Source organism: Aeromonas sp. NJAU223, assembly GCF_051125555.1.
Taxonomy (GTDB): Bacteria; Pseudomonadota; Gammaproteobacteria; order Enterobacterales; family Aeromonadaceae; genus Aeromonas; species Aeromonas veronii_G.
In genome coordinates, this window is sequence record NZ_CP144204.1 from 1307531 (window position 1) to 1331583 (window position 24053).

23 protein-coding genes are annotated in these 24053 nt (G+C 63.1%); 8 read left to right on the forward strand and 15 right to left on the reverse strand.

All coding sequences use genetic code 11. The annotated features are described in order from the left end of the window. Nucleotides 1–89 precede the first annotated feature (89 nt). Complete coding sequence (locus tag VZC39_RS06110) at nt 90–1655, forward strand: ATP-binding cassette domain-containing protein (protein ID WP_434666613.1); 1566 nt, start codon at nt 90–92, stop codon at nt 1653–1655. Between the two features lie 428 nt (nt 1656–2083). Here the strand turns inward: VZC39_RS06110 and VZC39_RS06115 are convergent, their stop codons facing one another. The 3 genes from VZC39_RS06115 to VZC39_RS06125 all read right to left on the reverse strand — a co-directional run bounded on the left by VZC39_RS06115 (nt 2084) and on the right by VZC39_RS06125 (nt 3275). Further along, nucleotides 2084–2344 (reverse strand): hypothetical protein, encoded by a 261-nt coding sequence (locus VZC39_RS06115; RefSeq protein ID WP_434666614.1) that lies wholly within the window; start codon nt 2342–2344, stop codon nt 2084–2086. A 64-nt stretch (nt 2345–2408) separates the two neighbouring features. Further along, nucleotides 2409–2705 carry a winged helix-turn-helix domain-containing protein gene (locus VZC39_RS06120; protein ID WP_434666617.1) on the reverse strand — a complete coding sequence of 99 codons (297 nt, stop codon included), beginning with the start codon at nt 2703–2705 and terminating at the stop codon, nt 2409–2411. A 39-nt stretch (nt 2706–2744) separates the two neighbouring features. Then, entirely contained in the window at nt 2745–3275 is a 531-nt protein-coding gene (locus VZC39_RS06125; protein WP_434666619.1) for a DUF1523 family protein, read from the reverse strand. Nucleotides 3276–3663: 388 nt separating this feature from the next. Between VZC39_RS06125 and VZC39_RS06130 the strand changes: the two genes are divergently transcribed. Further along, nucleotides 3664–4296, forward strand: a complete 633-nt coding sequence (locus VZC39_RS06130) for a LysE family translocator (RefSeq protein ID WP_349921545.1) — start codon at nt 3664–3666, stop codon at nt 4294–4296. Between the two features lie 194 nt (nt 4297–4490). Here the strand turns inward: VZC39_RS06130 and VZC39_RS06135 are convergent, their stop codons facing one another. The 7 genes from VZC39_RS06135 to VZC39_RS06165 all read right to left on the reverse strand — a co-directional run bounded on the left by VZC39_RS06135 (nt 4491) and on the right by VZC39_RS06165 (nt 10656). Further along, complete coding sequence (locus tag VZC39_RS06135) at nt 4491–5591, reverse strand: beta-N-acetylglucosaminidase domain-containing protein (RefSeq protein ID WP_434666622.1); 1101 nt, start codon at nt 5589–5591, stop codon at nt 4491–4493. 48 nt (nt 5592–5639) lie between these two features. Continuing rightward, a complete protein-coding gene (locus VZC39_RS06140; protein ID WP_434666625.1) occupies nt 5640–7367 on the reverse strand; it encodes a potassium/proton antiporter in 1728 nt (575 codons plus the stop codon). A 276-nt stretch (nt 7368–7643) separates the two neighbouring features. After that, nucleotides 7644–7790 (reverse strand): hypothetical protein, encoded by a 147-nt coding sequence (locus VZC39_RS06145; protein ID WP_005325762.1) that lies wholly within the window; start codon nt 7788–7790, stop codon nt 7644–7646. Nucleotides 7791–7884: 94 nt separating this feature from the next. Then, nucleotides 7885–8574, reverse strand: a complete 690-nt coding sequence (locus VZC39_RS06150) for a M15 family metallopeptidase (protein ID WP_434666629.1) — start codon at nt 8572–8574, stop codon at nt 7885–7887. A 67-nt stretch (nt 8575–8641) separates the two neighbouring features. Next, complete coding sequence (gene dapE / locus VZC39_RS06155) at nt 8642–9772, reverse strand: succinyl-diaminopimelate desuccinylase (protein WP_434666631.1); 1131 nt, start codon at nt 9770–9772, stop codon at nt 8642–8644. Nucleotides 9773–9794: 22 nt separating this feature from the next. Next, nucleotides 9795–10145 (reverse strand): ArsC family reductase, encoded by a 351-nt coding sequence (locus tag VZC39_RS06160; RefSeq protein WP_349921550.1) that lies wholly within the window; start codon nt 10143–10145, stop codon nt 9795–9797. A gap of 196 nt (nt 10146–10341) precedes the next feature. Next, the gene (locus tag VZC39_RS06165; protein ID WP_434666634.1) at nt 10342–10656 is read right to left on the reverse strand and encodes a hypothetical protein; all 315 of its coding nucleotides are present in this window, start codon (nt 10654–10656) and stop codon (nt 10342–10344) included. Nucleotides 10657–10941: 285 nt separating this feature from the next. Between VZC39_RS06165 and dcuC the strand changes: the two genes are divergently transcribed. Beyond that, nucleotides 10942–12318, forward strand: a complete 1377-nt coding sequence (gene dcuC / locus VZC39_RS06170) for a C4-dicarboxylate transporter DcuC (RefSeq protein WP_434666636.1) — start codon at nt 10942–10944, stop codon at nt 12316–12318. 84 nt (nt 12319–12402) lie between these two features. Next, nucleotides 12403–13542: a M20 family metallopeptidase gene (locus VZC39_RS06175; RefSeq protein WP_434666639.1), complete on the forward strand. Its 1140-nt coding sequence runs from the start codon at nt 12403–12405 to the stop codon at nt 13540–13542. A gap of 168 nt (nt 13543–13710) precedes the next feature. Here VZC39_RS06175 and VZC39_RS06180 read toward each other — a convergent pair whose 3' ends face one another. The 3 genes from VZC39_RS06180 to asnS form a co-directional block, all read right to left on the reverse strand. Further along, nucleotides 13711–14382, reverse strand: a complete 672-nt coding sequence (locus VZC39_RS06180) for a hypothetical protein (RefSeq protein ID WP_349921554.1) — start codon at nt 14380–14382, stop codon at nt 13711–13713. A gap of 116 nt (nt 14383–14498) precedes the next feature. Beyond that, the gene (locus VZC39_RS06185; RefSeq protein WP_349921555.1) at nt 14499–15842 is read right to left on the reverse strand and encodes an anaerobic C4-dicarboxylate transporter; all 1344 of its coding nucleotides are present in this window, start codon (nt 15840–15842) and stop codon (nt 14499–14501) included. A 470-nt stretch (nt 15843–16312) separates the two neighbouring features. Beyond that, on the reverse strand, nt 16313–17713 hold the full coding sequence (gene asnS, locus VZC39_RS06190; protein WP_434666642.1) for an asparagine--tRNA ligase: 1401 nt from the start codon (nt 17711–17713) through the stop codon (nt 16313–16315). Between the two features lie 196 nt (nt 17714–17909). Between asnS and VZC39_RS06195 the strand changes: the two genes are divergently transcribed. After that, complete coding sequence (locus VZC39_RS06195) at nt 17910–18254, forward strand: hypothetical protein (RefSeq protein WP_434666645.1); 345 nt, start codon at nt 17910–17912, stop codon at nt 18252–18254. 29 nt (nt 18255–18283) lie between these two features. On the opposite strand, the gene VZC39_RS06200 is transcribed toward VZC39_RS06195, so the two are convergent. Next, nucleotides 18284–19129, reverse strand: coding sequence for a HAMP domain-containing protein (locus tag VZC39_RS06200; protein ID WP_434666647.1), 846 nt, complete (start codon nt 19127–19129; stop codon nt 18284–18286). Between the two features lie 129 nt (nt 19130–19258). Further along, nucleotides 19259–20533: an adenosylmethionine--8-amino-7-oxononanoate transaminase gene (gene bioA, locus VZC39_RS06205; RefSeq protein WP_434666649.1), complete on the reverse strand. Its 1275-nt coding sequence runs from the start codon at nt 20531–20533 to the stop codon at nt 19259–19261. Nucleotides 20534–20731: 198 nt separating this feature from the next. On the opposite strand from bioA, the gene bioB reads away from it, so the two are divergent. From bioB to VZC39_RS06220, 3 genes are read left to right on the forward strand one after another with little or no spacing between them, the layout of a single operon-like run. Then, nucleotides 20732–21853 carry a biotin synthase BioB gene (gene bioB, locus VZC39_RS06210; RefSeq protein WP_434666651.1) on the forward strand — a complete coding sequence of 374 codons (1122 nt, stop codon included), beginning with the start codon at nt 20732–20734 and terminating at the stop codon, nt 21851–21853. Beyond that, nucleotides 21850–23046 carry an 8-amino-7-oxononanoate synthase gene (bioF, locus tag VZC39_RS06215; protein WP_434666654.1) on the forward strand — a complete coding sequence of 399 codons (1197 nt, stop codon included), beginning with the start codon at nt 21850–21852 and terminating at the stop codon, nt 23044–23046. Before bioB ends, bioF begins: the two co-directional genes overlap by 4 nt. Further along, the gene (locus VZC39_RS06220) at nt 23039–24004 is read left to right on the forward strand and encodes a methyltransferase domain-containing protein (protein ID WP_434666657.1); all 966 of its coding nucleotides are present in this window, start codon (nt 23039–23041) and stop codon (nt 24002–24004) included. Before bioF ends, VZC39_RS06220 begins: the two co-directional genes overlap by 8 nt. Nucleotides 24005–24053 lie beyond the last annotated feature (49 nt).

The window sequence follows — 24053 nt, forward strand, 5'->3', positions numbered from 1 at the left end:
CCTCATTGCTTCGTATCCGTGGACGCACGTCCCTGTCATTTGGCTTGGCTCTTGGCTTGATGCTCCGGCATTGACCCACAGGAGTACAGATGACCCCTATTTCATGTCATATCAAACAGTTGCAACTGCCTTATCTGCCCGGCATTGCGCCCCTCACGTTTTCCCTGCCCCAGGCGCCCTGTACCCTGATCGGTCGCAATGGCATCGGCAAGAGCCTGCTGCTGGCGGTGTTGGCCGGTTTGCGCTCCCCCGTATCGGGCAAGGTGGAATGGGCTCAGCCCATCGCCTGGCTTTCCCAATTCGCCCCCGACCGTGAAGGCTCGGTGGCTGACCTTATTGGCTGGGGGGAGGCCCTGGGCGCCCTTGAGCGCATCGAGCAGGGCAGTATCGACAGTCGAGATTTCGATCTGTTGGCAGAGCGCTGGACCCTGCGAGAGGATCTCGCGGCGCTGCTGGCTAAGGCCAATCTGGCTGTCGATCTCAAGCAACCCCTGACCCGTCTAAGTGGCGGTCAACTCACCCGGCTAAGGCTGCTAGCGCTCTTCGCCAACCCGGATCACTTCCTGCTGCTGGATGAGCCTGACAATCATCTCGACACCGAGGGTATCGACTGGCTCGGGCAGCAACTGGCGCGTCACCCTGGCGGTTATCTGCTGGTGAGCCACGACCGGCGGCTGCTCAATCAGGCCCAGCAACTGTTCGAGTTAAGCGAGCAGGGGCTGCAAAGCTCGCAGCTTTCATTCCAGGCCTATCTGCAGCAGCAGGCACAGGAGCAGGCCGCCAGACATGCGCGCCTGGATCAGGCCGCGCGCAACGAGAAGGCGGCGGCCCAGGCGCTGCAAAGGGTGCGCGAGCAGGCGGCAAAACGCGCCAGTCAGGGACGGCGGGATCGCGGCTCTCAGGCCAAGGTCCTGCTGGATTTCAACGCGGATCAGGCGGGCAAGTCTCTTGGCAAGGTACTGGATCGCCATGAGCGTGGTCATCAACAGCAACTGGGCCTCAAGGCAGATGCGGCCGCCGCGCTGGCGGCGGTGCAGCCCCTGCGCATGCAGTGGCAGTATGGAGCCGATGCCCGCAAATCGGGCAGTGCCCAGCCGCTGGCTATTACGGCGGCCAGTCACCTGCGCTGGCATAACCAGAGCGTCAGTCTGGTGCTACAGCGGGGAGATCGCTGCCTGCTCAGCGGCAAGAACGGAAGCGGAAAATCGAGCCTGCTCAAGATGCTGCGCGGGGAGCTGGCGCCCGAGTCGGGTTCCTACCGGATCAGCGGCAGGCTTGCCTGTCTGGATCAGGGATTGAGCCTCATCGACAAGACGCTCAGTCCGCTTGCCAATCTGCTGGTGGCTACGCCTGATTCGGCTGAGAGCGAGGCGAGAACCCGGCTGGCGGGTATAGGATTGCGGCGAGACAGAGCCTTGCAACCGAGCCACGGCTTGAGCGGTGGCGAGCGGTTGAAATTGGGCCTCTTGATGGTGCTGGCCCAGCAGCCAGAGCTGCTGTTATTGGATGAGCCGGACAACCATCTGGATCACCCTTCACGCCAGCTGCTCACTCAAGTATTGGCCGACTATCCGGGCACCTTGCTGCTGGTCTCCCACGATCCCGACTTTGTAGCCGGGGTGGGAATTGAAAGAGAGTATTGGTTGGAGGGATAGGGGGTTAAATCGTGAGCCAGCCGAGTAATGGCTGGCTCAGAAAGGTGGTACGCCGACATTGCTTCTATGACTAGGTAGAAATGAAATGAACTTCAATAACTGATATGGCTTTGCCTGGCCGAGTATTTCTACTATCAGGTTTTATTGCGATTTGATCGCCTTCTTTTAATCTACTCCACTCCCCCCAGCTGCCATTGACTAGTTTGTCATAATGAACAAAATAATCTTGACTTGATTCATCGGTTGTAAATATGAAAGTGTTAGGGCCGGAATTACGACCTTTAGGGTTGTTATCTCGATCATCAAGAACCAAGTGACTTGAGCAATAAACCAGTTCAACCTATTCAACAGACCTGCAAGGCAGAAAGCCTTGCCACACTGACCAAGTAATTTAACCATCCGATACATTCATCTAACCAATGGGGCTATCAACCCCCAGCCTCCGGCGGGCTGTGCTCCGGCGCCGCGCTCAGCAGATCCTGCCCCTCATCCTGGCTTAGCACCAGATAGCGTTCGTACTGGCGCAAGACGTCTGCGCTCAGCTCGTCCCGGGTCAGATACTGGATGCCGTAACCGGCGCAGCCATCGGCGAAGAAGGTCATGGGCTCGGAGATGCGGGTGTCCGGGTCGTGGTTACGAGTCGCCTCCAGTGGGTTGAAGGCGGAGGCGACTCGATATTCCGGGTTCAAAGCACCGCTGGCGTAAATAAAAGAGGGGAGCCTGGGCTCCCCTCTTTTATTGCTGATGACTTTTTCAGGGATACCCCAGGGTCCCCTTGATCGTCACGAGCTGGGCTGCAATCCAGGCGGGGTTGATGGGGCCCCAGTCGCTGATGCGATAGTGCCCCTGCAGGTGGCGAGCCCCCTCGGTCTGCTCGAACAGGCAGAGGATGTCGAGTTCCGCCAGCGCCGTCAGGGTATCCTGGGCGGTGCGCCTCGGCATGCCGGTGGCGGCCATGATGGCGGGGACGGTGTCCGTCCCCTGGCTTATCAGATAGGCGACATAGAGGCGCCGGTAGAAGCTGGTGCGGGTCTTGCTGGGTTCTGTCATGGTCGATTCCTGACGTCGTTCGCGCTCAGACGGGCCGGTTTACAGCTCATCCTCGAGCCGGTCGAAATAACGCCAGGTGGCAATGGCGGCCTTGCCCATCACCAGGGCCCAGACTCCGAACCAGAACCAGCGGAAGAAGCTCCAGGTGGAGGCGTCGGGCTGGGTGCTCTCAATCTTGGTGACGTTCGGGAACAGGGAGAACATGTTCACGCGCCAGCCGTAGGAGGTGATGATGGCGAGACGCTTCTCGAATTCCATGGACTTGGCCTTGGCCTGCACATCCGCGGCATTGAACTTGAAGTAGAAGGGCCAGCCCCACTGGGTATCCTCATTGCGAAACACCCGGATCTTCTCACCAGGGCGTTCGGTGTAGATGTAGTAGACATCGGTGATGGGGCCGTCGGCCGGGTTCTTCTGGCTGATGGGGCCATCCTTGTCGGTACGCTTCACCTCCACCCCGGTGATGGTGGCGATGGTGTGTTCCGGCAGGTAGAAATCGAGCCAGATAGCGGAGAGCAGGGCGATGAGGCCCAAGGCGATAAAAGCGGGTTTCTTGAACTTCAGGCTCATGGTGTTCTCTGTGAGGGGCAGTGACGTGCCTCTACCATACCCATATTTGCCTGAGTAGCACAGCCCCTAATGAAGCCTGAAATTCAAAAACTCGTTTAAAACGTGGGGGCCCATGGCGCTGAAAGGGGATGAATGAGGGCGACAGCGCCGCTGTGCCGCGCCTGGCTGTTGCCCTGACCCCACCGCCGGAGGGCGGATTGATGTGAGGCCCGCTGGGGCTCGGGTGGATTCATGATGTGCGGGCCTGCGCCAGGTTTTGCACATCAGCGCGGGGGAACCGGGGGAGGGGCGGTGATAATCACTGAAATCCGGCGGCGGCTCAGGTTTTTACTTGTGCGTATGGGGGGCGATGGGCAAGATTGATGGCTTGTTACCATGGAGGTGTAGTGTGTCCCACTGGATTGATCCCGCTATCTTGGCGCTGTTTATTCCCACGTTCTTCTTCGTATCCGTTACCCCCGGCATGTGCATGACCCTGGCGATGACCCTCGGCATGAGCCTGGGGGTGCGCCGCACCCTGCACATGATGTGGGGCGAGCTCATCGGCGTCGGCCTGGTGTCCGTACTCTCCGTGGTCGGGGTGGCTGCCGTCATGCTGCACTACCCGGCCATCTTCGCGGCCTTCAAATACGTGGGCGGTGCTTATCTGTTCTGGCTCGGCATCCAGATGTGGCAGGCCAAGGGCAAGATGGCCATTCCGGCAGATTTATCCAAGGAGCAGGAGACAAGCCGGCTGGGGTTGGCGCTGCAGGGCTTCGTCACCGCCATCGCCAATCCCAAGGGCTGGGCCTTCATGATCTCCCTGCTGCCCCCCTTCATCAACGCGGCCAAGCCGATGGTGCCCCAGATCAGCGCCCTGGTGGGCCTCATCCTTGTCATCGAGTTTTCCTGCCTGCTGCTCTACGCGGGCGGTGGTCGCACCCTGCGCCACTTCCTCGCGAAAAGCGGCAATGTCACCCTGATGAACCGCATCGCGGGTTCCCTGATGCTGTTTGTCGGCGTCTGGCTGGCCTTCGGTTGAGAGCCGGATCTGGCGAGTCAGTTCCATGGGCCATTCTTCGACGTGAAATCAATGGCTTATGTATGTAGATGGGCTCGGGTTACTGCGGGGCCAGTTGGCAGTCTGCCGTGACAGACAGGTGAATGTCACAGTGTAAAAAGGCCACCCTCTGCCGTGCAGAGGGTGGCCTTTTTCGTGAACGGCGAGCGCCTTACTCAGTCGGTCAGGCAGTCCGGGTCGAACACATATTCCCCGGCGAGCCAGCGCAGGATCTCGTCCACGCAGATCTGATCCTGGAATGGCAGGTAGCGGGCCTTGAGGTAATCCTGCTGCTCCTGGGTGAGCAGACTCAGGCCGACATCCTGGAACAGCGGCAGATCGGCCTGGATCATGGCGGAGATCTGCGGGCCGCAGGTGGCGTTGAGAGAGGCATGCAGCGCCTTGTCCGGATCGTACTGTTTGCCGAGCTTGTAGCTGATGGGCAGGGTGGCGAGGGGCAGCACCGAGAGGGCCGCCTGCTTCATGGGATTGACCGCATGGCCTGCCACCAGGTCCCCGAGCTCGGTACGGTTCTCGAAGGCGCGCAGGTGCAGGAAGCTGCTGGCCTTGCTACCGTCGTTGACCGGGTAGTTGTCCCAGAGGAAAGGCTTGCGGTGCAGCCAGTCGGCGGCCTGCTTGAGGTGCGCCGCCGGGTATTCGCTTGAGCAGACTTTGGGGCCGGTCCAGAAGATGTCGAACCGCTTGTCCAGCCCTTGTCCCAGATCCTGCAGATAATGGGGGGGCATGGCGCCGAACACCTTCTCCAGCACGGGATCCGTGGAGTAGTAGCTGGGGCAGAACAGCAACCGGCTGGCGCGGGTGTGGGCGGCGATGTCGTGGGCGATGGTGAGCTGCCAGTGGGCGAGATCCGGAGTATCGCCCTTCATGTCGTCAAACAGCACCGCCAGTATGTCGGGTTTGAGCGCCTCTTCGATGAGTCGCACCTTCTCCAGCAGGGCCGGGCGCTGACGATCGTAATCGTGATGGGCCCCCATGGGGCTCAGGCCCACTCCGAAGGCCAGGCCGTTGTCACGGCACTGCTGGGCGAGCTGACGGAGGGCGGCCAGCTGATCCGCAGGCCAGGGCTTGGCCCAGTGCTTGCGCAGATAGCCGTCTTCCTTCGGGGCATAGAGGTAGAAGCCGTAGCCGTGGCGGGGCAGCCACTGGGCGTAGCGGGCGCGGGCGTCCCAGCTCCAGGCCTTGCCAAAGAAGCCCTCAATGAGGCCGAGCCTGGGGGAGGGAGGGGTAAGACCAGACAGCAGTGTTTGGTAAGGCATGGGCAACTCCCTGCTCGCTGAGCATATTTTTATGGGCAGACTCGCGTCTTAAACCGGATCTTCTTCCAGGAAGCGTACCCCTATCTTGCGAGGCTCACCCTCTTCCATCTCGGCCACCGTCCAGAGCAATCCTTGCCAGGCAAAGTGGTCACCGACCACCAGATTATCGCCCAACTGGCCGGCGATAAAGTCGCCGAGGGTCAGATCCGCCACTTCGCTCACATCCAGCCCGTAGAGCGGGGCGAGATCCACCAGCTTGGCACCCGCCTCCAGCAGGAAGTCACCGAAGAAGCGCGGGCCCAGATCCTGCTCGGGCGCCTGGCTGAACAGCTGGCCGAGGGCGGGGAGATCGCGCTCATGACCGATGACGCAGAGGATGTCATCGGACTGCAGCCGGGTACTGCCCGAGGGGTGCAGCAGTTCCTGGCCCCGGAACAGGGCGCAGATGCGGGTCCCTTCCGGCATGCGCAGCTCCCGCAAGGGGGAGCCGATGCACCACTTCTCATCGCCCAGGCGATAGACGAAGGTCTCCCACTGGCTGTCGAGATCGATCTCGAGACCCGAGCGGTTGATGGGAGAGGGAGGGGCCGGTACCTCGACTCGCGCAAGACGGGAGGCGAGCGGCAGCGAGCTGCCCTGCAGGATGAGGGAGACCAGCACCACGAAGAAGGCGACATTGAAGTAGAGCTGGGCGTTGGGCAGCCCCGCCATCATGGGGAAGACCGCCAGAATGATGGGCACGGCGCCGCGCAGCCCCACCCAGGAGATGAACCAGCGCTCCCGGGGGGCGAAGTTTTTAAACGGCAACAGGCCAATCCAGACCGAGATGGGGCGGGCAAACAGTATCATCCACATGGCCAGCACCAGCGCCGGCAGGGCGATGGGTAGCAGGTTGCTCGGGGTGGCGAGCAGCCCCAGCACCAGGAACATGCCGATCTGGCTGAGCCAGGTCAGGCCATCGAGCACCGACAAGGTGGTGCTGCGGCTGCGCAGGGAGAGGTTGCCGAGCAAGAGGCCGGTCAGGTAGATGGCGAGAATGCCGCTGCCGCCGAGCGCCGTGGTGAGGGCGAAGATGAGCAGGCCGCCGCTCACCGTGAGCAAGGGGTAGAGGCCGGGAGCCAGGCGAGCGGTGTTGATGAGGCGCCACAGCAACCAGCCACCGGCGAGGCCGATACCGGCCCCGAGGCCAAACTGCTTGCCGAGTTGCAGCAGCAGGAAGGTCCAGTCCAGCCCCTGTTGCTGGGTGGCCAGCACCTCGATCAAAGTGACGGTGAGAAATACCGCCATGGGATCGTTGCTGCCGGACTCTATCTCCAGGGTGGCGCTGACCCGCTCGTTCAGGCTGCGCCCGCCGAGCAGGGAGAAGACCGCTGCCGCATCGGTGGAGCCGACGATGGCGCCGATCAGCATGCCCTGCATCAGGTTCAGATCGAACAGCCAGGCGGCGGCAAGGCCGGTCAGCCCCGTGGTGATGGCTACCCCGACGGTGGCGAGCGACAGGGCGGGCCAGAGGGCGACCCGAAACGACGAGACCCGGGTGCGCATGCCGCCGTCCAGCAGAATGATGGCGAGCGCCAGGTTGCCCACCAGGTAGGCGACCGAGTAGTCGGCGAAATGGATACCGCCGGGGCCATCCTCACCGGCCAGCATGCCGACGGCGAGGAAGATGACCAGGATGGGGATGCCGATACGGGAAGAGAGCGCACTTAACAGGACACTGCATCCCACCAACAAGGCTGCGACAAAGAAGAAACTGTTGATGGTGGTGGCATCCAATGGCGAACTCCTTATGGCGGGCTGCAAAACAGGCACATTATATGCAGTTTGCGTCCCCTTGTGTGGCTTAATCGTGCATTAATTTGCACTTTTTTACCTTTCGGTGCTGTTTTTAAGCAAAAAGAAGGCGTGAAGAAGCAAGAATGAAATGAAAATGAAACAGTAACGATTGGTGCTGGTTTGGCGCTGGGATGGGGGCGGGAAGGAGAGGGCAGGCAGGTTCGGGCGGCACTAGAAACGGGCTCCGGAGGTCGTTCGGCGCCCGGAGCCTGGGGGTCAGTCGTCTTCGTCGTCTTTGACTTCCCGGATCTTGTCCCTGTATTTGGGGAGCTGTTTCTCGAGCTGTTTCATGTCCTTGATGGCGTTGAGAAACAGACCGAGCAGGAACAAGAGCGGCAGCCCTATCCATAACCACAGACTCATGGGTGCGTCCTCATTTTGCTAAGACAGGGGGTGACGTCATGACTGACCTGGCGCTGGTCGAGCCGGGTCAATCGGCCTTCCATAAACCCCGTCTTCATGGGTGATTCCTCGCGTCGAGACCGGGAGTGACGTAACGAGCCAGGATCTCGTCCAGATGGGCCAGTATGCACTCCTTGCCTTCAATATCCGCCTGCTGCAGGCAAAGCGCCAGTGCATCCGGATCCAGCTGCAGATCGGCTGACTCCAGCCGGAAGCTCAGGTGCCAGGGTTCGTAGGCGACCCCGCAGCCCGCGCCAGAGAGCTGGGCATAGGGGAGGAAGAAGCCGAAGTCGTTCATGTGATCCCCGAGCCAGGCGCTCAGCTCCCCAAACCAGCCGTTTCCCTCGTATTCCCAGGGTTCCAGCGCCAGCTTGGTGCCCGCAGGCAGACAGTCCGGATCATAGATATCCAGATCCGTCCCCCAGTGGTGACGACTGGTGCCGGGCAGGGCGCTCCAGCGCAGGATGGCGTGCAGCCGCTCGGTCTCGTCGAGTTGCAGTGCATCCAGCGGCTGGCCCCTGGCGTCCAGCAATGGCCGCTCGCCGCGCCACTTGCCATTCCAGATGGCGAGCTGGCGTTCGAAACCGCGCCAGCTGGAGGCGGGTTGCAGGTTGTGGCCCTCGTAGGCGGCGGCCACCTGCATGTCGTTGAAGGCCGCCGCGGTGGCGACGGTGAGGCGGTGGGGACCGCGCCCCAGCAGGGTCAGGTGACTGTCGTCCAGCCCCAGCAGTTGATCCTGGGTCATGTCCGCTCCTTTGTGATGAGATGGCAAGCCGGGCCGGCCCACAGCCAGCCCGGTCGGTGTGGCTTGGTCATGAGGCCAGCAGGCGCGCCAGCACCCCTTGGTACATGTCTGCCAGCAGATCCAGATCCTCGGCCTTCACGCACTCGTTCACCTTGTGGATGGTGGCGTTGACGGGACCCAGCTCGATGACTTCGGCGCCGGTGGGGGCGATGAAGCGTCCATCGGACGTTCCCCCCGTGGTGAGCAGGGCAGGTTGCTGACCGTTGACCTGCTCGATGGCCGCCACCGCCGCGTCCAGCAGGGCGCCGGTGTCGGTCAGGAAGGGCTGGCCGGAGAGGGTCCATTTCAGTTCAAAATCCAGCCCGTGGCGGTTCAGCAGAGCCTCGACCCGCTCGCGGATATCCTGATCGGTGAGCTCGGTGCTGAAGCGGAAGTTGAACTGCACCTGCAGCTCGCCCGGGATGACGTTGGAGGCGCCGGTGCCCCCCTGAATGTTCGCTATCTGGAAGCTGGTGGGGGGGAAGTAGGCATTGCCCTCGTCCCAGACGGTGGCGGCGAGCTCGGCCAGGGCCGGGGCCGCTTTATGGATGGGATTGTCCGCCAGATGGGGGTAGGCGACGTGGCCCTGCACCCCGCGCACCAGCAGATCGCCGGTGATGGAGCCCCGCCGGCCGTTCTTCACCACGTCCCCTACCTCGCTGGTGGAGGAGGGTTCGCCGACGATGCACCAGCGGATCTTCTCGTCTCTCGCCTCCAGCGTTTCGATCACCCGCACGGTGCCGTTGATGAAGGGCCCCTCTTCATCGGAGGTGATGAGAAACGCGATGGAGCCCGCATGATCGGGATGGGCCGCGACGAAGCGCTCGGTGGCCACCACCATGGCGGCCAGCGACCCCTTCATGTCGGCGGCGCCGCGGCCATAGAGCATGCCGTCCTGGATGGTCGGCTCGAACGGCGGGGTGTGCCACTTGTCCAGCGGCCCGGCCGGCACCACGTCGGTGTGACCGGCGAAGCAGAACAGGGGGCCCTCGGTGCCACGACGAGCCCAGAGATTGGTGGTGTCTTCGAACACCATGGGCTCGATGACGAAGCCCAGACGCTCGAGGCGCGCCGCCATCAGGGTCTGGCACCCCTCATCCAGGGGGGTTACTGAGGGGCGGCGGATCAGATCCTTGGCCAGTGCGATGACATCCGACATCGGCGTTCCTTAAAAGAAGAAGTTAACGAGAGAAGAGGGATTGATAGTGATCGGCCTTGAAACCCAGATGCAGCTCGCCGTCCTTGTCCAGCAGCGGGCGCTTGATCATGGCCGGGTGAGCCAGCAGCAGGGCGCGGGCACGGGCCACGTCGAGCCCCTGCTTGTCCGCCTCCGGCAAGGCGCGGAAGGTGGTGCCGCGGGTATTGAGCAGAGCCTCCCAGCCGAGGCTCGCCAGCCAGCCATCCAGAGCGGCGGGATCCAGGCCGTCGGCTCTGTGATCGTGGAAGCGGTATTCGACACCGGCTTCGTCCAGCCACTTGCGGGCCTTCTTGATCGTGTCGCAGTTCTTGATGCCATAGAGGGTGGTGGCCATGGGGATCCTTAAATCGCGGGGCCAGCGGCCCTGAATAAATGCAAGGCCCGATTCTGGCATCCCGATCTTCCGATGGCAACGGCGGCGCCCCGCGCCCAGGCTTTTTACACAGGGATTTCGACCAGATGGAGAGCCCCTGTTAGCACAAAACGCGCCAGAGGGCGCGTTTTGTCGTATGGATGTCCAGCCATGTGGCTCAGGGGGAGACGGGCCACTGGTAATCGAATACCCGGGCACGCTCCCAGGGGGCCCCCGGCAGGCTGGAGGAGAGGCCGCCGTATTTGCCCACGTCATCCACCACTATGGTGGAGAGGATCGGCAGCTCGTGCTCGGTGCAATACATGCGGATGCGCTGCAACAGGGTACGCAGCTCGTCCTGGCTGCTCTCCAGCCCGGCCCGCTTGGCCAGTTTGGAGTAACGAATGGTGGTGCGCTCCTTTGCAGACTCGACGAGGATGTCCCACAGCTTGTAGTCGCAGTTGGTGCTCTCTACGGTGGCCAGGTTTGTCATAACTCTCTCCGGTGCGAAATGGTCGCTTTGTGTCGATGGGCATCTTGGCCAGTTCAACCACCCCGGATGTTGATCCAAAGCAAAAAAAGTTGAGGTTATTGGCCCAAACCCCACGAAGAGGAATTCTAGAACCTTATTGCTGGATTTAATGGCTATTTTTTGTGACTTAAGTGGAATTTAATGCTGCAAATGTGCATTCAAACAACCTTTATTGATAGGGATCAATAGGAAAGCCCGGCCTCACCACTAGATTTCGCACCTCGATAACCTTATCAGGAGCGCACTTTGGAACTCTTATTCGTCTCGTTCGTGCTGATGGCCGTGGTCTACGGCATCGTCAAGGACTACAACCCCCAGGCGGTGCTCGCCCTGGCGGGGATGAGCCTGTTCACCCTGGCCTACTGGCTCGGTCTGCATCCCATCCTGCCGGCGGAGAAGAGCACGGGGTTTGCCCTGTTCGACCTGTTCGAGGTGTTCAAGGGGATCTTCTCCTACCGGGCGGCGGGGCTCGGCCTCACCATCATGGCGGTGGCGGGCTTTGCCACCTACATGTCCCACATCGGCGCCTCCCAGGCCCTGGTACGGGTGGCGGTCAAACCGGTGGCGGGGATCCAGTCCAGCTACCTGATGCTGGCCATCTGCTACCTGGTGGCGGTGTTCGTCTCCCTGTTTGTCACCTCGGCCACCGGCCTGGGCCTGCTCTTGATGGTCACCATGTATCCGGTGATGCGCAACCTCGGCATCAGCCCGGCCTCCGCCTGCGGCGTCATCGCCACCTCCCAGGCGTTCGAAATCGGCCCGACCCAGACCAACGCCATCTTCTCCGCCGGTCAGTCCGGCATGGATCCGACCAGCTACTTCGTGGATTACCAGATCTGGCTGGTGGCCCCCATGTTGCTGGTGACCATGGTGCTGCACTTCTTCTGGCAGCGTCACTGTGACCGCCAGGATGGCTGGGATCCCGCCAAGCACCGCGGTGATCACGCCGAGCTCGACGAGCAGGGGACGGATGAGGTGAAGGCGCCGACCTGGTATGCCCTGCTGCCCATCATCCCCTTCGTGTTAATGATGACCTTCTCCAAGCTGCTGGTGGATGACATCAAGATGAGCGTGGAGGTGGCCATGCTGCTGTCGGTGTTCCTCGGCATGCTGTGCGAGCTGCTGCGTAGCCGCTCGGTGCGCACCGCCTTCGCGGGGCTGTCCAGCTTCCTCGACGGCATGGGCAAGGTGTTCGGCCCCGTGGTGGCGCTCATCGTCTGCGCCGAGCTGTTCGCCGAGTCCCTCAAGGCCATCGGTGCCATCGACACCCTGCTCCATTCCGCCAGCAACGCCGGTATCGGCAGCGGGCTGATGACCCTGGTGATGGTGGGTCTCATCATGGTGGCCGCGGTCATCATGGGCTCCGGCAACGCCGCATTCCTGAGCTTCTCCACCCTGGCCCCCGCCGTGGCGGCCAAGTTCGGGGTGCCGGCGGTGACCATGCTGCTGCCCATGCAGCTCGCCTCCAGTATCGGGCGCAGCATCTCCCCCATCGCCGCCGTGCTCATCGCCTGCGCCGGCATCGCCAAGGTCTCCCCCTTCGTGGTGGTCAAGCGCACCAGCGTGCCCATGGTCGGTGCCCTACTGACCGCCCTGGCACTCAATTATCTGCTGTTTATGTAATCAGGTGGCGGACGGCTGGGCCGTCCGCTCTTTTCACTCGGCTGTTGGCTGGGGAGCCTGCCTCCCCATCCCATGGAGACGATGATGACAAACATTCACAACGATTTTTCCCTGGACGACTATCTGGCGAACCTTGCGCCGCTGATCAACCTCGATTGCGGCACCCGCACCCCGGCCGGGGTGGCCAGGGTCGCCGACATCATGACGGAGAAGTACCAGGCCATCGGCTGGCAGGTGGTGCGCCACCAGTTTGCCGACGAGTGCGGCCCTTGCCTTGAGATCACCAATGCCCCCGGCGCTACCCACTATGACGTCATGCTGGTGGGCCACATGGACACCGTCTTCCCGGAAGGCACCGTCGCCAAGCGACCCCTCAAGGTCGAGGGCGATCAGGCCTTCGGCCCCGGCGTGTCGGACATGAAGAGCGGCCTGCTCTCCACCTGGTATGCCTTGCAGGGTATGGATCCCGATGTGCTGGCCAAGTTGAAGGTACTGGTCTGCTGCAACTGCGACGAGGAGATTGGCTCTCCCTGGTCCAAGGATTGGTTGGTGGAGAAGGCAAAGCAGAGCGCCTGCGTGCTGGTGGCCGAGGCGGCCCGCCCGAGCGGGGATCTCATCAGCGCCCGCAAGGGCAACGCCAAGTATCGCATCCGCTTCCACGGCAAGGCCTCCCACGCGGGCTCGGCCCTGGCGGAGGGCATCTCCGCCATCACCGAGCTGGCGAACTGGGTGCTCGCCATCAACGAGCAGGTGAACATGGAGACGGGCACCACCATGAACGTGGGGGTGATACAGGGCGGAACCGGGGTCAACGTGGTGCCGGACTTTGCCGAGGCCATCGTCGACCTGCGCTTCTGGAGCAATGAAGAGGCCGCCGCCGTGCATGACCGGCTCGGCTTCATGGCCAAGAACCCCTTCCTCGCGGGTTGCCGGGTCGAGGTGGAGCGCCAGACCTTCAAGCCGGCCATGCGCCCGAGTGCGGATACCCAGGCGCTGATGGCGCTGGTGGAGGCGGCCGGGCAGGAGGAGGGGATCCCCTTCAACTGGCTGGAGGCCGGTGGCGGCTCGGATGCGAATTTCACCGCCGCGGCCGGGGTGCCCTCCCTTGACGGTTTCGGCCCCATGGGGGGCGGCTTCCACTCGGAGGCGGAGTTCCTGCTGCTGGACAGCATAGAGCCGCGCATTCGTCTGCTTAAGCGCGTACTTGCCAAATTAGCGCGCTAAAAAACAACGTGAAGGCAGTGCAAACGGGAGGCTCAGGCCTCCCGTTTTTTATGTATTCCGGGTGGTCCGGTGTTGTGCTAACCGGCCCGGTCACTCACGCCTGGTTGACTAGATGGCTGACGCCTAACTGACTAATACCTAACTGACTAATACCTAACTGACTAATACCTAACTGACTAGATGGCTGGCGTCCTCTTCAGCCAGATAGGCGAGATGTTCCTGTCTGCGTACCTGCCAGCCGTCGAGGGCGAGGGGGGCGGCAAAGCCAGGCCCGTCCGTCACCATGGTGTGATATTCCCCCTGCTCGCCGCAGGCATCGAAACCCTGCGCCGCGGCCAGCTGCTGCAACTCGGCGAGGGCGGCTGCGTCCAGCACGCGCCCCACCCAGGCTGGCGCCAGCACCCTGGTATCGACGCAGGAGAGATGGGCCACAATCCCGCGCGCCTGCAGGTCCGCCAGCAGCGCCTCTCGGGATTGCTGCCAGAGCGGGGTATGCACGGAGAGGCCGAGCGGCCGGCAGCGGGCGCAGATCCAGTTGTCGGCGCCATTGACCCGGTCGATATCGCCGGTGACCACGCCTTCTATCGCCCACTCTCGCTGCAAGTCGGCCAGCGCCTGCTCGTAACTCTGCTCGAAGGGGGCCGTGATGGTCACCAGCCGGTGGGGCAGGCCCAGCGCCTCGGCCTGACGGCGCACCAGGGGCAGGGGATGGGCGAGGAACCGGGGATTGGGCGGGCCGAAGGTGACCAGCGCGACCACCTGATGGCCCTGCTCACGGGCATGGCAGAGCGCCTGCATGGCATCCTTGCCGCCACTCCAGAGTACGATGACGCGGGACATGGGCTCTCCTTGGAAGATGAAAGGAGGGCATGCTAACCCGCCGCGACCCCTTGGCAAAGCGCCGGAAAGCAGACAGGCCCCCGCAATGGGGGCCTGTCTGGTCGAGGGATGCGCGATTACAGCAGCACGCTGGTGAGCAGGTAGCCCAGGGTACAGGAGGTGGCGACCCCGATGAGACCCGGAATGATGAAGCTGTGGTTGATGATGAACTTGCCGATGCGGGTGGTGCCGGAGCGGTCGAAGCCGATGCAGGCCAGATCGCTTGGGTAGGTCGGCAGCACGAAGTAGCCGTAGCTCGCCGGCAGGAAGGCGATCAGCAGCTTGGGCTCGACCCCGAGCGCCAGCCCCATGGGGGCGATGGCGGTGAGGGCGGCGGCCTGGCTATTCACCAGCTTGGAGATGAGGAACAGCACCAGGGCATAGGTCCAGGGCTGGGCCTGTACCACGTGGGCCAGGGTCTCTTTGAGCAGCGGCATGTGGGCCTGGAAGAAGGTCTCGCTCATCCAGGCGACCCCGAAGACCGAGAAGATGGCGACCATGCCCGCCTTGAACACGGCGCCGTTTGAGATGTCACCGGGCTTGACCTTGCAGCGCATCAGGATGAGGGCGCCGGCGATCAGCATCATCATCTGGATCACCAGGTTCATGGAGAGGGGGCCCGTCTTGCCCTTGATCTCGAACACCGGGCGCAGGGAGGCATCGGCCCCCAGCACCACCACGGCAGCGATGGCAGCGAAGAAGATCCAGGTCGACCAGTAGGCCTCTTTCGGGAACTTGGTGCCCAGCAGGGTCTCGCCGCCGCCGTAGATGAACTCACGCTGCTGCGGATCCTTGATCTTGGCCTGGAACTCCTCGTCCTTGTCCAGATCCTTGCCGCGGCGCAGGCTCCAGAGGGCGGCGACGATGACCCCGGCCAGGGAGGAGGGGATGGCGATCATCAGGATGTCCAGCAGACCGTAGGCCTGACCGATGCCATGACCGGCCGCCAGGATGGAGACCATGGAGACCACGGCCACCGACACCGGCGAGGCGCAGATCGCCATCTGGGAGGCAACGGATGCCACTGCCATGGGGCGCTCCGGCCGGATATTCTTCTGCAGCGCTATGTCGGCGATGATGGGGAACATGGTGTAGACCACGTGGCCGGTACCGCACAGGAAGGTGAGGGTCCAGGTGGTCAGCGGCGCCAGAATGGTGATGTACTGGGGGTGGCGACGCAGCAGTCGTTCGGCCACCTGCATCATCAGGTTGAGGCCGCCTGCGGTCTGCAGGGTGGCGGCGCAGCCGATGACCGCGAGTATGGTCAGCATCACCTGTACCGGCGGCTCACCCGGGGTGAGGCCGAACACGAAGGTCAGCAGGAACAGACCTATGCCACTGATGAGACCCAGTCCCATGCCCCCGAAACGGGTACCCAGCAGCAAACAGCCGAGTACCACCATAAATTCCATGAAGATCATTCCATTACCTCGTGTGATTCAATCCATGCAGGCGCAGCGCCCAGGACGACATTGTCTGTTGTTATTTAGCCCTAAAGGGTTAGTGGTTATTCTGCCTACTCAAAAGGGGTAAAAAATTGAGGTGGTTCAATAACCCATGTTTTTCCGATTTAAGTGCATAAAAACTACGGACAAGGGGTTGCAGTGGTCATCACGGCCACAAATCAACTGATTCGTTAGTCAAAAGAGATGCATAAGAGACTGCTCGCTTGCACGAATGGGTGCCCGATCAGGCGATGGAGGTGTCATCGATGGGGCCCGGCGTGCGGGAGGGATAATGGCGCCTTGCCGGACGGCGTGAGCGTGTGGGTTGTCAGATTCGGCCGCATCAGGGGCGACTCGTCATCAGCCCGAATGGCGGTTCAGCGGGAGTGCATGAAAAAAGCCGACCCTGGGGTCGGCTTTTATGATCTTTGCGTGCAGTTCGCGGCTTAGAACTCGGCGGTGCGAGGGGTGCGCGGGAAGGGGATGACGTCGCGCACGTTGCCCATGCCGGTCACATAGACCACCAGGCGCTCGAAGCCCAGGCCAAAGCCGGAGTGCGGCACTGTGCCGTAGCGGCGCAGGTCGCGATACCACCAGTAGTCTTCCTTGTTCAGGCCCATCTCGGCCAGGCGGGCGTCCAGCACGTCGAGACGCTCTTCACGCTGGGAGCCGCCGATGATCTCGCCGATGCCCGGGGCCAACACGTCCATGGCGGCGACGGTCTTGCCGTCGTCGTTGAGGCGCATGTAGAAGGCCTTGATGTCTTTGGGGTAGTTCTTGACCACCACCGGGGACTTGAAGTGCTCCTCGGCCAGGTAGCGCTCGTGCTCGGAGGAGAGATCGATGCCCCAGGAGACCGGGAACTCGAAGCTCTTGCCGCAGTTTTTCAGCACTTCGATGGCGTCGGTGTAGTCAATCTGGGCGAAGTCGGAGGCGACGAAGCGCTCCAGACGGCCGATGGCATCCTTGTCGATGTGCTGGGCGAAGAACTCCAGATCGTCGCGGCGCTCGGCCAATACGGCGTTGAAGACGTACTTCAGCATGGCTTCGGCCAGGGCGGCGTTGTCTTCCAGATCCGCGAAGGCGATCTCCGGCTCCACCATCCAGAACTCCGCCAGGTGGCGGCTGGTGTTGGAGTTTTCGGCGCGGAAGGTCGGCCCGAAGGTGTAAACCTTGGACAGGGCGCAGGCATAGGTTTCGACGTTCAGCTGGCCGGACACGGTCAGGAAGGTCTCCTTGCCGAAGAAGTCCTTGTCGTAGTCCACCTTGCCTTGCGGGGTGCGCGGCAGGTTTTCCAGATCCAGGGTGGAGACGCGGAACATCTCGCCGGCGCCTTCGGTGTCGGAGGCGGTGATGAGCGGCGCGGCGATCCACAGGTAGCCTTCTTCATGGAAGAAGCGATGGATGGCCTGGGCCAGGCAGTTGCGCACGCGGGTCACGGCGCCGACCACGTTGGTACGGGCGCGCAGGTGACCCTGCTCGCGCAGGTACTCGATGCTGTGGCGCTTGGCGGACATGGGATAGGTGTCCGGATCTTCGACCCAGCCCACCACCTTGACCTCGGAGGCTTGCAGCTCGAAGGATTGGCCGCTGCCCTGGGACTCGACCACCTGGCCGGTCACTTCCACGGAGCAGGCGGTGGTCAGACGCAGCACTTCATTCTCGTAATTGGCCAGGGTATTGGGGACGACGGCCTGTACCGGATGGAAACAGGAGCCATCGGATATGGCCAAAAATGAGATCCCCGCCTTGGAATCGCGGCGGGTCCGGATCCACCCTTTGACTGTCTGGGTGGTGCCGACCGCATACTTACCGGTCAGCACATCTACTACGGATGCGTGCGTCATCGAAAATTTGTCTCCAGCTTGTTCTTGCAGCGCTATTTGCAACACTCGGGGTCTGGCCCGGGCACAGGTGGCCCACCATGGCAGACTGAGCCGTTCATCTTACCCGCGCAGGTGTGATAAACAAGCAAAAATGTCTGCTTCCTGCGGGCTTTTCGGCAGCAAGCATGGGGGATTGTGCGATGAAAGGAGAGAGGGCGTGAAGGAGCGAAGATCGGGGCCGGATGGGCTGATAAGGCTGTTGCAGGGGCTGGTCATCCTCTGCTGGGGTGGCTTCATCGCGCTGCTCTCCCTCTATCACCATGCCAGGCCGCCCACCCTCTTTGGCTATCTGGTCTATGGGGGCGTCAAGGTGCGCAAGGAGTGGGATCCCGTCCTTGCGACCTGGTTATTATACGGGCTCTGGGGCTGCTGTCTGCTGACCCTGGGGGTCTTACTGCTGTCGCGCCTGCGCGGCCGACGCCAGGAGGATGCCCGCCAGGTGCATCTGGGGATATTGCTGCTGATCCTGCTGGCCAGCCTGCTGTTTCACTATCTGGCCTAGCGATCCGGCCATCCCTTTGCCGGTTCTGGCTAGCCGGCCTGGTTCTGACGCTCCGGTGAGCTTGGCTGCTCCGGTTCAGGCTCTCCCGGCGCCGCCATGGGGCGCTTGCCGAGCTGGCGCTCCACGCTGTCGAGCATCTGGTTGTAGGCGAGCGCCACCCGGCCAATCTCGTCCCCTTCATCGCCCTCCAGCCGGTGACCGAAGTCATGGCGATCGGTGGCCTCCTCCATGGAGCGGGTCAGCTGGTTGAGGGGGCGCACTATCCAGGTGCGGATCACCCAGAGGGTCAGCAGGAGTCCGAGGCCGAAGATGACGGTGAGGCTGAGGGCCGAGGTGAGGATGTTCTTCTCGACCCGGGTGAACAGGGTGTCGAGGGAGTAATCGAAGCGCACCGCTCCCAGCACGGTGTTTTCAGGCACCTGATGGCAACTGGTGCAGTCGGTGCCGCGAAAATCCTTCTTGGCCAGCAGCGGGCGGGTCACCACCAGGCGACTGTGCAAGCCGTCATGAACGACTTCCAGGCTGCCCTTGCCCGACAGCGCCAGGGCATCGAATCTGTCCTTGGGGGCTTCGATGTCGCGTCCTGGGCCATATTGCTTGTTGACCGGCGCGCCGCGCACGATGCGGGCATCCTCCACATGGGCATGGGCGAGGAACTTGTTGCGCAGGGTGTCGCGGGCCTCCATCTTGTTGGTCAGCATCAACATGTTGAGGCCATCGAAATAGGCCTCGGTCTGCTCGTGGCTCTGCTCCTTGATGAGGGTCAGGATGAGGTCGCGTTCACGCACCGCCTGATAGGCCGCGGAGAACACCAGCACCATGGAGAAGATGAACAGCAGGAAAAAATTGATCTTGGCAGCGATGGAGAGGCGCATGGGAAAGGTACATCTGTTGGGTAAAACCCACACAGTCTACACCCCCTTGCTCCCGGGCTTCTGATGGTTTGCTCACATTCTGATAAAAAAGAGCCAAAAGACCCCGCGCCATGGCGGGGCCGCCAGGGATCAGAACTCGCCGTCGGCGATGGCCGTTGCGATGGCCTGGGTCAGCACGCGCAGCTCCGCCTCGGTGATGACGAAGGGGGGCATGAGGTAAACCAGCTTGCCGAAGGGGCGGATCCAGGCACCCAGCTCGACGAACCTGCGCTGGATGCGTGCCACGTCCACCCGCTCCTTCATCTCCACCACGCCGATGGCACCGAGCACCCGCACATCGGCGACCGCCGGGTGCAGGGTCAGCTGGACCAGCTCGCTTTTCAACTGATGTTCGATGGCCTTGACCCGCTCGGCCCAGGGGGAAGCCAGCAGCAGATCGATGGAGGCGTTGGCGACGGCGCAGGCCAGCGGATTGCCCATGAAGGTGGGGCCGTGCATGAAGACGCCCGCTTTCCCATCGCAAATCGTGCGGGCCACATGCTCCGTGGTCAGGGTCGCCGACAGGGTGAGGTAGCCGCCGGTCAGCGCCTTGCCCAGACACAGGATGTCCGGGCTGATGCCGGCCCAGTCGCAGGCAAACAGCTGGCCGGTGCGGCCAAAGCCGGTGGCGATTTCGTCGGCGATGAGCAGCACCCCGAACTCGTCGCACAGGGCGCGCACCCACTGCAGGTAGCGGGGGTGATAGAAGCGCATGCCACCGGCCCCCTGCACGATGGGCTCCAGCACGATGGCGGCGATCTCCTCGTGCTTGTCCGCCATCAGGGTGGCGAGTTCCACCACGCACTCCTCATCCCACTGCGCATGGAAGCGGCAGCTCGGCGCCTCGACGAAGTGGTGCTCGGGCAGAAAGCCCTTGTAGAGCTCGTGCATGCCGCCGTCGGGATCGCAGACGCTCATGGCGCCGAAGGTGTCGCCGTGATAGCCGCCGCGCAGGGAGACGAACTTGGCGCGCGGTGTCCCCTTGGCGTGCCAGTACTGCTGGGCCATCTTGAGGGCCACCTCCACCGCCACCGAGCCGGAATCCGCCAGGAACACCCGATCCAGCCCGGCCGGGGTGATCTCCACCAGTTTGCGGCACAGCGCGATGGCGGGCTCGTGGGTCAGGCCGCCAAACATGACGTGGGACATCTTGCCGAGTTGGGCGGTGGCGGCGGCGTCCAGCTCGGGCACCTGGTAACCGTGCACGCAGGCCCACCAGGAGCTCATGCCATCCACCAGCTGACGGCCGTCGCTGAGGGTCAGGGTCACCCCCTGGGCGCTGGCTACCTCGTAGCAGGGCAGGGGCTGGGTGAGGGAGGTATAGGGGTGCCAGACGTGGCGCAGGTCAAATTCTTGGTTGGTCATTATCTGTTCTATTGTCAATTCATATGATCTGGTCGGTGTTGACAGTCTACGCCTGCTGCTTACACTAGCCAACAATTTCAGCCACTTACTCGGTTGCTGATGCGGCCACCGACGGCAGTCTTCGGGACTGCGTCCTGGCACTGAGGCGATCCGCCCCATCAAGAAGGCGAAGTCCTTCAACATCACTGGAAGCCATTCATGCATTCACTCCCGACGGGCCAGCCGGCCTTGCGTCACGACTGGACCCACGACGAGGTGCAGGCCCTGTTTGCCCTGCCGTTCAACGATCTGCTGTTCCGGGCCCAGACGGTGCACCGCGCCCATTTCGATCCCAACGAGGTGCAGGTGAGCACCTTGCTCTCCATCAAGACCGGTGCCTGCCCGGAGGATTGCAAATATTGCCCCCAGAGCGCCCGCTATCATACCGGCCTCGAAGCCGAGCGGCTGATGGAGGTGGAAAAAGTGCTGGAGCGGGCCCGGGAGGCCAGGGCCAACGGCTCGTCGCGCTTCTGCATGGGGGCCGCCTGGCGCAACCCCAAGGAACGGGACATGCCCTATATCCTGCAGATGATCGAGGGGGTGCGTGGGCTCGGCATGGAGACCTGCATGACCCTGGGGATGCTCACCGCGGATCAGGCCGCGCGTCTTGGCGCCGCCGGGCTTGATTACTACAACCACAACCTCGACACCTCGCCGGAGTTCTACGGCGACATCATCACCACCCGCACCTATCAGGACCGTCTCGACACCCTGGAACATGTGCGCGGCGCCGGCATGAAGGTCTGCTCCGGCGGCATCGTCGGCATGGGGGAGCAGGCGCGGGACAGGGCGGGTTTGCTGATCGCGCTCGCCAACCTGCCGCGCCACCCGGAGAGCGTCCCCATCAACATGCTGGTGAAGGTGAAGGGCACGCCGCTCGAGAACGAGGAGAATCTGGATCCGTTCGAATTTATCCGCACCATCGCCGTGGCGCGGATCCTGATGCCCGCCTCCCACGTGCGTCTCTCCGCCGGGCGGGAGAAGATGAACGAGCAGATGCAGGCCATGTGTTTCATGGCGGGTGCCAACTCCATCTTCTATGGCTGCAAGCTGCTGACTACCCCGAACCCCGACGAGAACAGCGACATGCAGCTGTTCAAGCGTCTCGGCATTCGCCCCGCAGAGCGGGCCCAGAAGCCGGACGCGGTGCAGACCGAGGAGCTGGAGGCCGAACTGCGGGCCCGTGCCGCCAGCCAGCCGGTGAGTGGCGATCTGTTCTACGACGCCACCCGCCAGCGCAGGACGCTGTCATCAGCACAATCCACTGTCAAATCGGTATGAAATCTGCGCATGTGACTGCCCATTATGGCCCTTTCCCCCTGAGCGAGGCGCTGGCCACCCGGGCGCAGCAGGATTTGCTGCGTCGCCGTGTTCCGACCGAAGGGCCGACCGGGCCAAGGCTTTGGGTGGATAGGCGGGCGTATCTGAATTTTTCTGCCAACGACTACCTGGGGCTGGCGGGGGATGAGGCCATCAAGGCCGCCCTGGTGGCGGGCGTCGAGCAATATGGTGCCGGTGCTGGTGCCTCCCCCCTGGTGACCGGTTACAGCCGGGCCCATCAGCGACTGGAGGAGACCATCGCCGAGTGGTTGGGGCTGGAGGCGGTACTGTTGTTCAACTGCGGTTTTTCGGCCAACCAGGCGGTGCTGGGGGCCCTGCTCGGCAAGGAGCACCTGCTGTGGCAAGACAGGCTCAATCATGCCTCCTTGCAGGAGATGGGGAGCCGGCTGCCCTGCAAGATGCGGCGCTTTGCCCACAACGACATGGCGGCGCTGGCGCGGCAGCTGGAACCCGGTCGGGGGCTGATCGTCTCCGAGGGGGTGTTCAGCATGGACGGGGATCAGGGTCCCTGGCCCGAGCTTGCCCGCCTCGCCGCCCAGAGCCACAACTGGCTGATGATCGACGACGCCCACGGCCTCGGCGTGCTGGGGCCAGAGGGGCGCGGCACCCTCGCGGCCCAGGGGGTTAGCCCGGATAGCGTTCACATCCAGATGGGCACCTTTGGCAAGGCGCTCGGGGTGGCCGGCGCCTTCGTCGGTGGCAGCCGCGAGCTGGTGGATTATCTGGTCAACTTCGCCCGCCACTATGTCTACAGCACCCACATGCCCGCCGCCCAGGCCTTGGCGGTGAGCGAGAGCATCGCCTTGGTACGCGGTGCCGATGAGCGTCGTGCCCACTTGAACCATCTGATCGCCCGCTTCCGACAGGGGGCGGAGCAACTCGGCTGGACACTGGGTGCGAGCCAGACTCCCATTCAGCCGCTGCTGGTGGGGGAGAGTCGCGCCGCCCTGGCCCTGAGCGAGCGGCTGCGAGAGGCCGGCCTCTGGGTTGGCGCCATCCGCCCCCCGACGGTGCCGGCGGGCACGGCGCGCCTTCGCATTACCCTGAGCGCCGCCCATCAGGAAGCGCACATCGATCGCTTGTTGGACGGCCTCGGCCTCGCATCCAATGAGGGAGGGCAAGCCCATGGATAAAGCCCCGTTCCACGAGGCCCCGTCGAGCCCCCCTTGTTCGCAAGGCCGGATCCTCAATGAGGTCGGCAGCGTGGCCCCCTTCCAGCGGGTGGACAAGGTGCAGCTGGCGCGGCGTTTCGGCGCCGCCGCCCGCCACTATGACGCCCATGCCCGCTTCCAGCAGGAGGTGGGGCAGGCGCTGCTGGAACGCATGTCGGCGGGGGAGTGGTCACCGAGCGGGCAGGCGATTGATGCACACACGGCCCTGTGCTTGCCCGAGATAGGGTTGGCTCATGACGTGACCGTGCCCCGGCGCTTGCCCGCTGATCTACCCGAAGCTGGCCTGGATCTCGGCTGCGGCACCGGCTTCTTCCTGCCCGCGCTCGCCGGGCGCTGCCGGCAGCTCTACGGGCTGGATCTCGCCCCCGGCATGCTGCAGGAGGCAACAAGGCGCCAGAGCGGGGCCCGATTGGTGTGCGGCGATGCGGAGGCGCTTCCCTTCGCCGATCATAGCCTTGACTGGATCTTCTCAAGCCTGGCCCTGCAGTGGTGCGAGCAGCCGGCTCTGGCCTTCGCCGAGCTCCATCGGGTGCTCAAGCCCGGCGGCCAGCTGTTCTTCTCGACCCTGCTCTCGGACTCCCTCTGGCAGCTTCGTGAGGCCTGGCGCACGGTTGACGAGTCTGCCCATGTCAATCGCTTCCTCGGGCTGCCACAATTGCGCAGGGCCGTGGCCGACGGTGGTTTTGCCGACATCCAGCTGGCATCCCTGACCTGGCAACTGGCCTATGGCGATCTCGGCAGCTTGCTTCGGGATCTCAAGGGGATAGGGGCGAGCCAGGTCAACGACGGGCGCAGCCAGGGCCTTGGCAATCGCCAGCGCCTGCGGCGTCTGGGGGAGGCCTATGAGCGGTATCGCCAGCCAGACGGCCTGCTGGCCGCCAGCTATCAGGTTTGCCTCGGGCGGCTCGTGCGCCAATGACCGGTGCCCATCCAGGATGGGTTAGCGCGCCGGCCACAGGCTGGCACGT

Excerpts from the sequence above, each read along its gene's own strand:
- VZC39_RS06110 (WP_434666613.1), top strand. The coding sequence starts at position 90 with ATGACCCCTATTTCATGTCATATCAAACAGTTGCAACTGCCTTATCTG.
- VZC39_RS06120 (WP_434666617.1), bottom strand. The coding sequence starts at position 2,705 with ATGACAGAACCCAGCAAGACCCGCACCAGCTTCTACCGGCGCCTCTAT.
- VZC39_RS06125 (WP_434666619.1), bottom strand. The coding sequence starts at position 3,275 with ATGAGCCTGAAGTTCAAGAAACCCGCTTTTATCGCCTTGGGCCTCATC.
- VZC39_RS06135 (WP_434666622.1), bottom strand. The coding sequence starts at position 5,591 with ATGCCTTACCAAACACTGCTGTCTGGTCTTACCCCTCCCTCCCCCAGG.
- VZC39_RS06145 (WP_005325762.1), bottom strand. The coding sequence starts at position 7,790 with ATGAGTCTGTGGTTATGGATAGGGCTGCCGCTCTTGTTCCTGCTCGGT.
- VZC39_RS06150 (WP_434666629.1), bottom strand. The coding sequence starts at position 8,574 with ATGACCCAGGATCAACTGCTGGGGCTGGACGACAGTCACCTGACCCTG.
- dapE (WP_434666631.1), bottom strand. The coding sequence starts at position 9,772 with ATGTCGGATGTCATCGCACTGGCCAAGGATCTGATCCGCCGCCCCTCA.
- VZC39_RS06160 (WP_349921550.1), bottom strand. The coding sequence starts at position 10,145 with ATGGCCACCACCCTCTATGGCATCAAGAACTGCGACACGATCAAGAAG.
- VZC39_RS06165 (WP_434666634.1), bottom strand. The coding sequence starts at position 10,656 with ATGACAAACCTGGCCACCGTAGAGAGCACCAACTGCGACTACAAGCTG.
- VZC39_RS06175 (WP_434666639.1), top strand. The coding sequence starts at position 12,403 with ATGACAAACATTCACAACGATTTTTCCCTGGACGACTATCTGGCGAAC.
- VZC39_RS06180 (WP_349921554.1), bottom strand. The coding sequence starts at position 14,382 with ATGTCCCGCGTCATCGTACTCTGGAGTGGCGGCAAGGATGCCATGCAG.
- VZC39_RS06185 (WP_349921555.1), bottom strand. The coding sequence starts at position 15,842 with ATGATCTTCATGGAATTTATGGTGGTACTCGGCTGTTTGCTGCTGGGT.
- asnS (WP_434666642.1), bottom strand. The coding sequence starts at position 17,713 with ATGACGCACGCATCCGTAGTAGATGTGCTGACCGGTAAGTATGCGGTC.
- VZC39_RS06200 (WP_434666647.1), bottom strand. The coding sequence starts at position 19,129 with ATGCGCCTCTCCATCGCTGCCAAGATCAATTTTTTCCTGCTGTTCATC.
- bioA (WP_434666649.1), bottom strand. The coding sequence starts at position 20,533 with ATGACCAACCAAGAATTTGACCTGCGCCACGTCTGGCACCCCTATACC.
- bioB (WP_434666651.1), top strand. The coding sequence starts at position 20,732 with ATGCATTCACTCCCGACGGGCCAGCCGGCCTTGCGTCACGACTGGACC.
- bioF (WP_434666654.1), top strand. The coding sequence starts at position 21,850 with ATGAAATCTGCGCATGTGACTGCCCATTATGGCCCTTTCCCCCTGAGC.
- VZC39_RS06220 (WP_434666657.1), top strand. The coding sequence starts at position 23,039 with ATGGATAAAGCCCCGTTCCACGAGGCCCCGTCGAGCCCCCCTTGTTCG.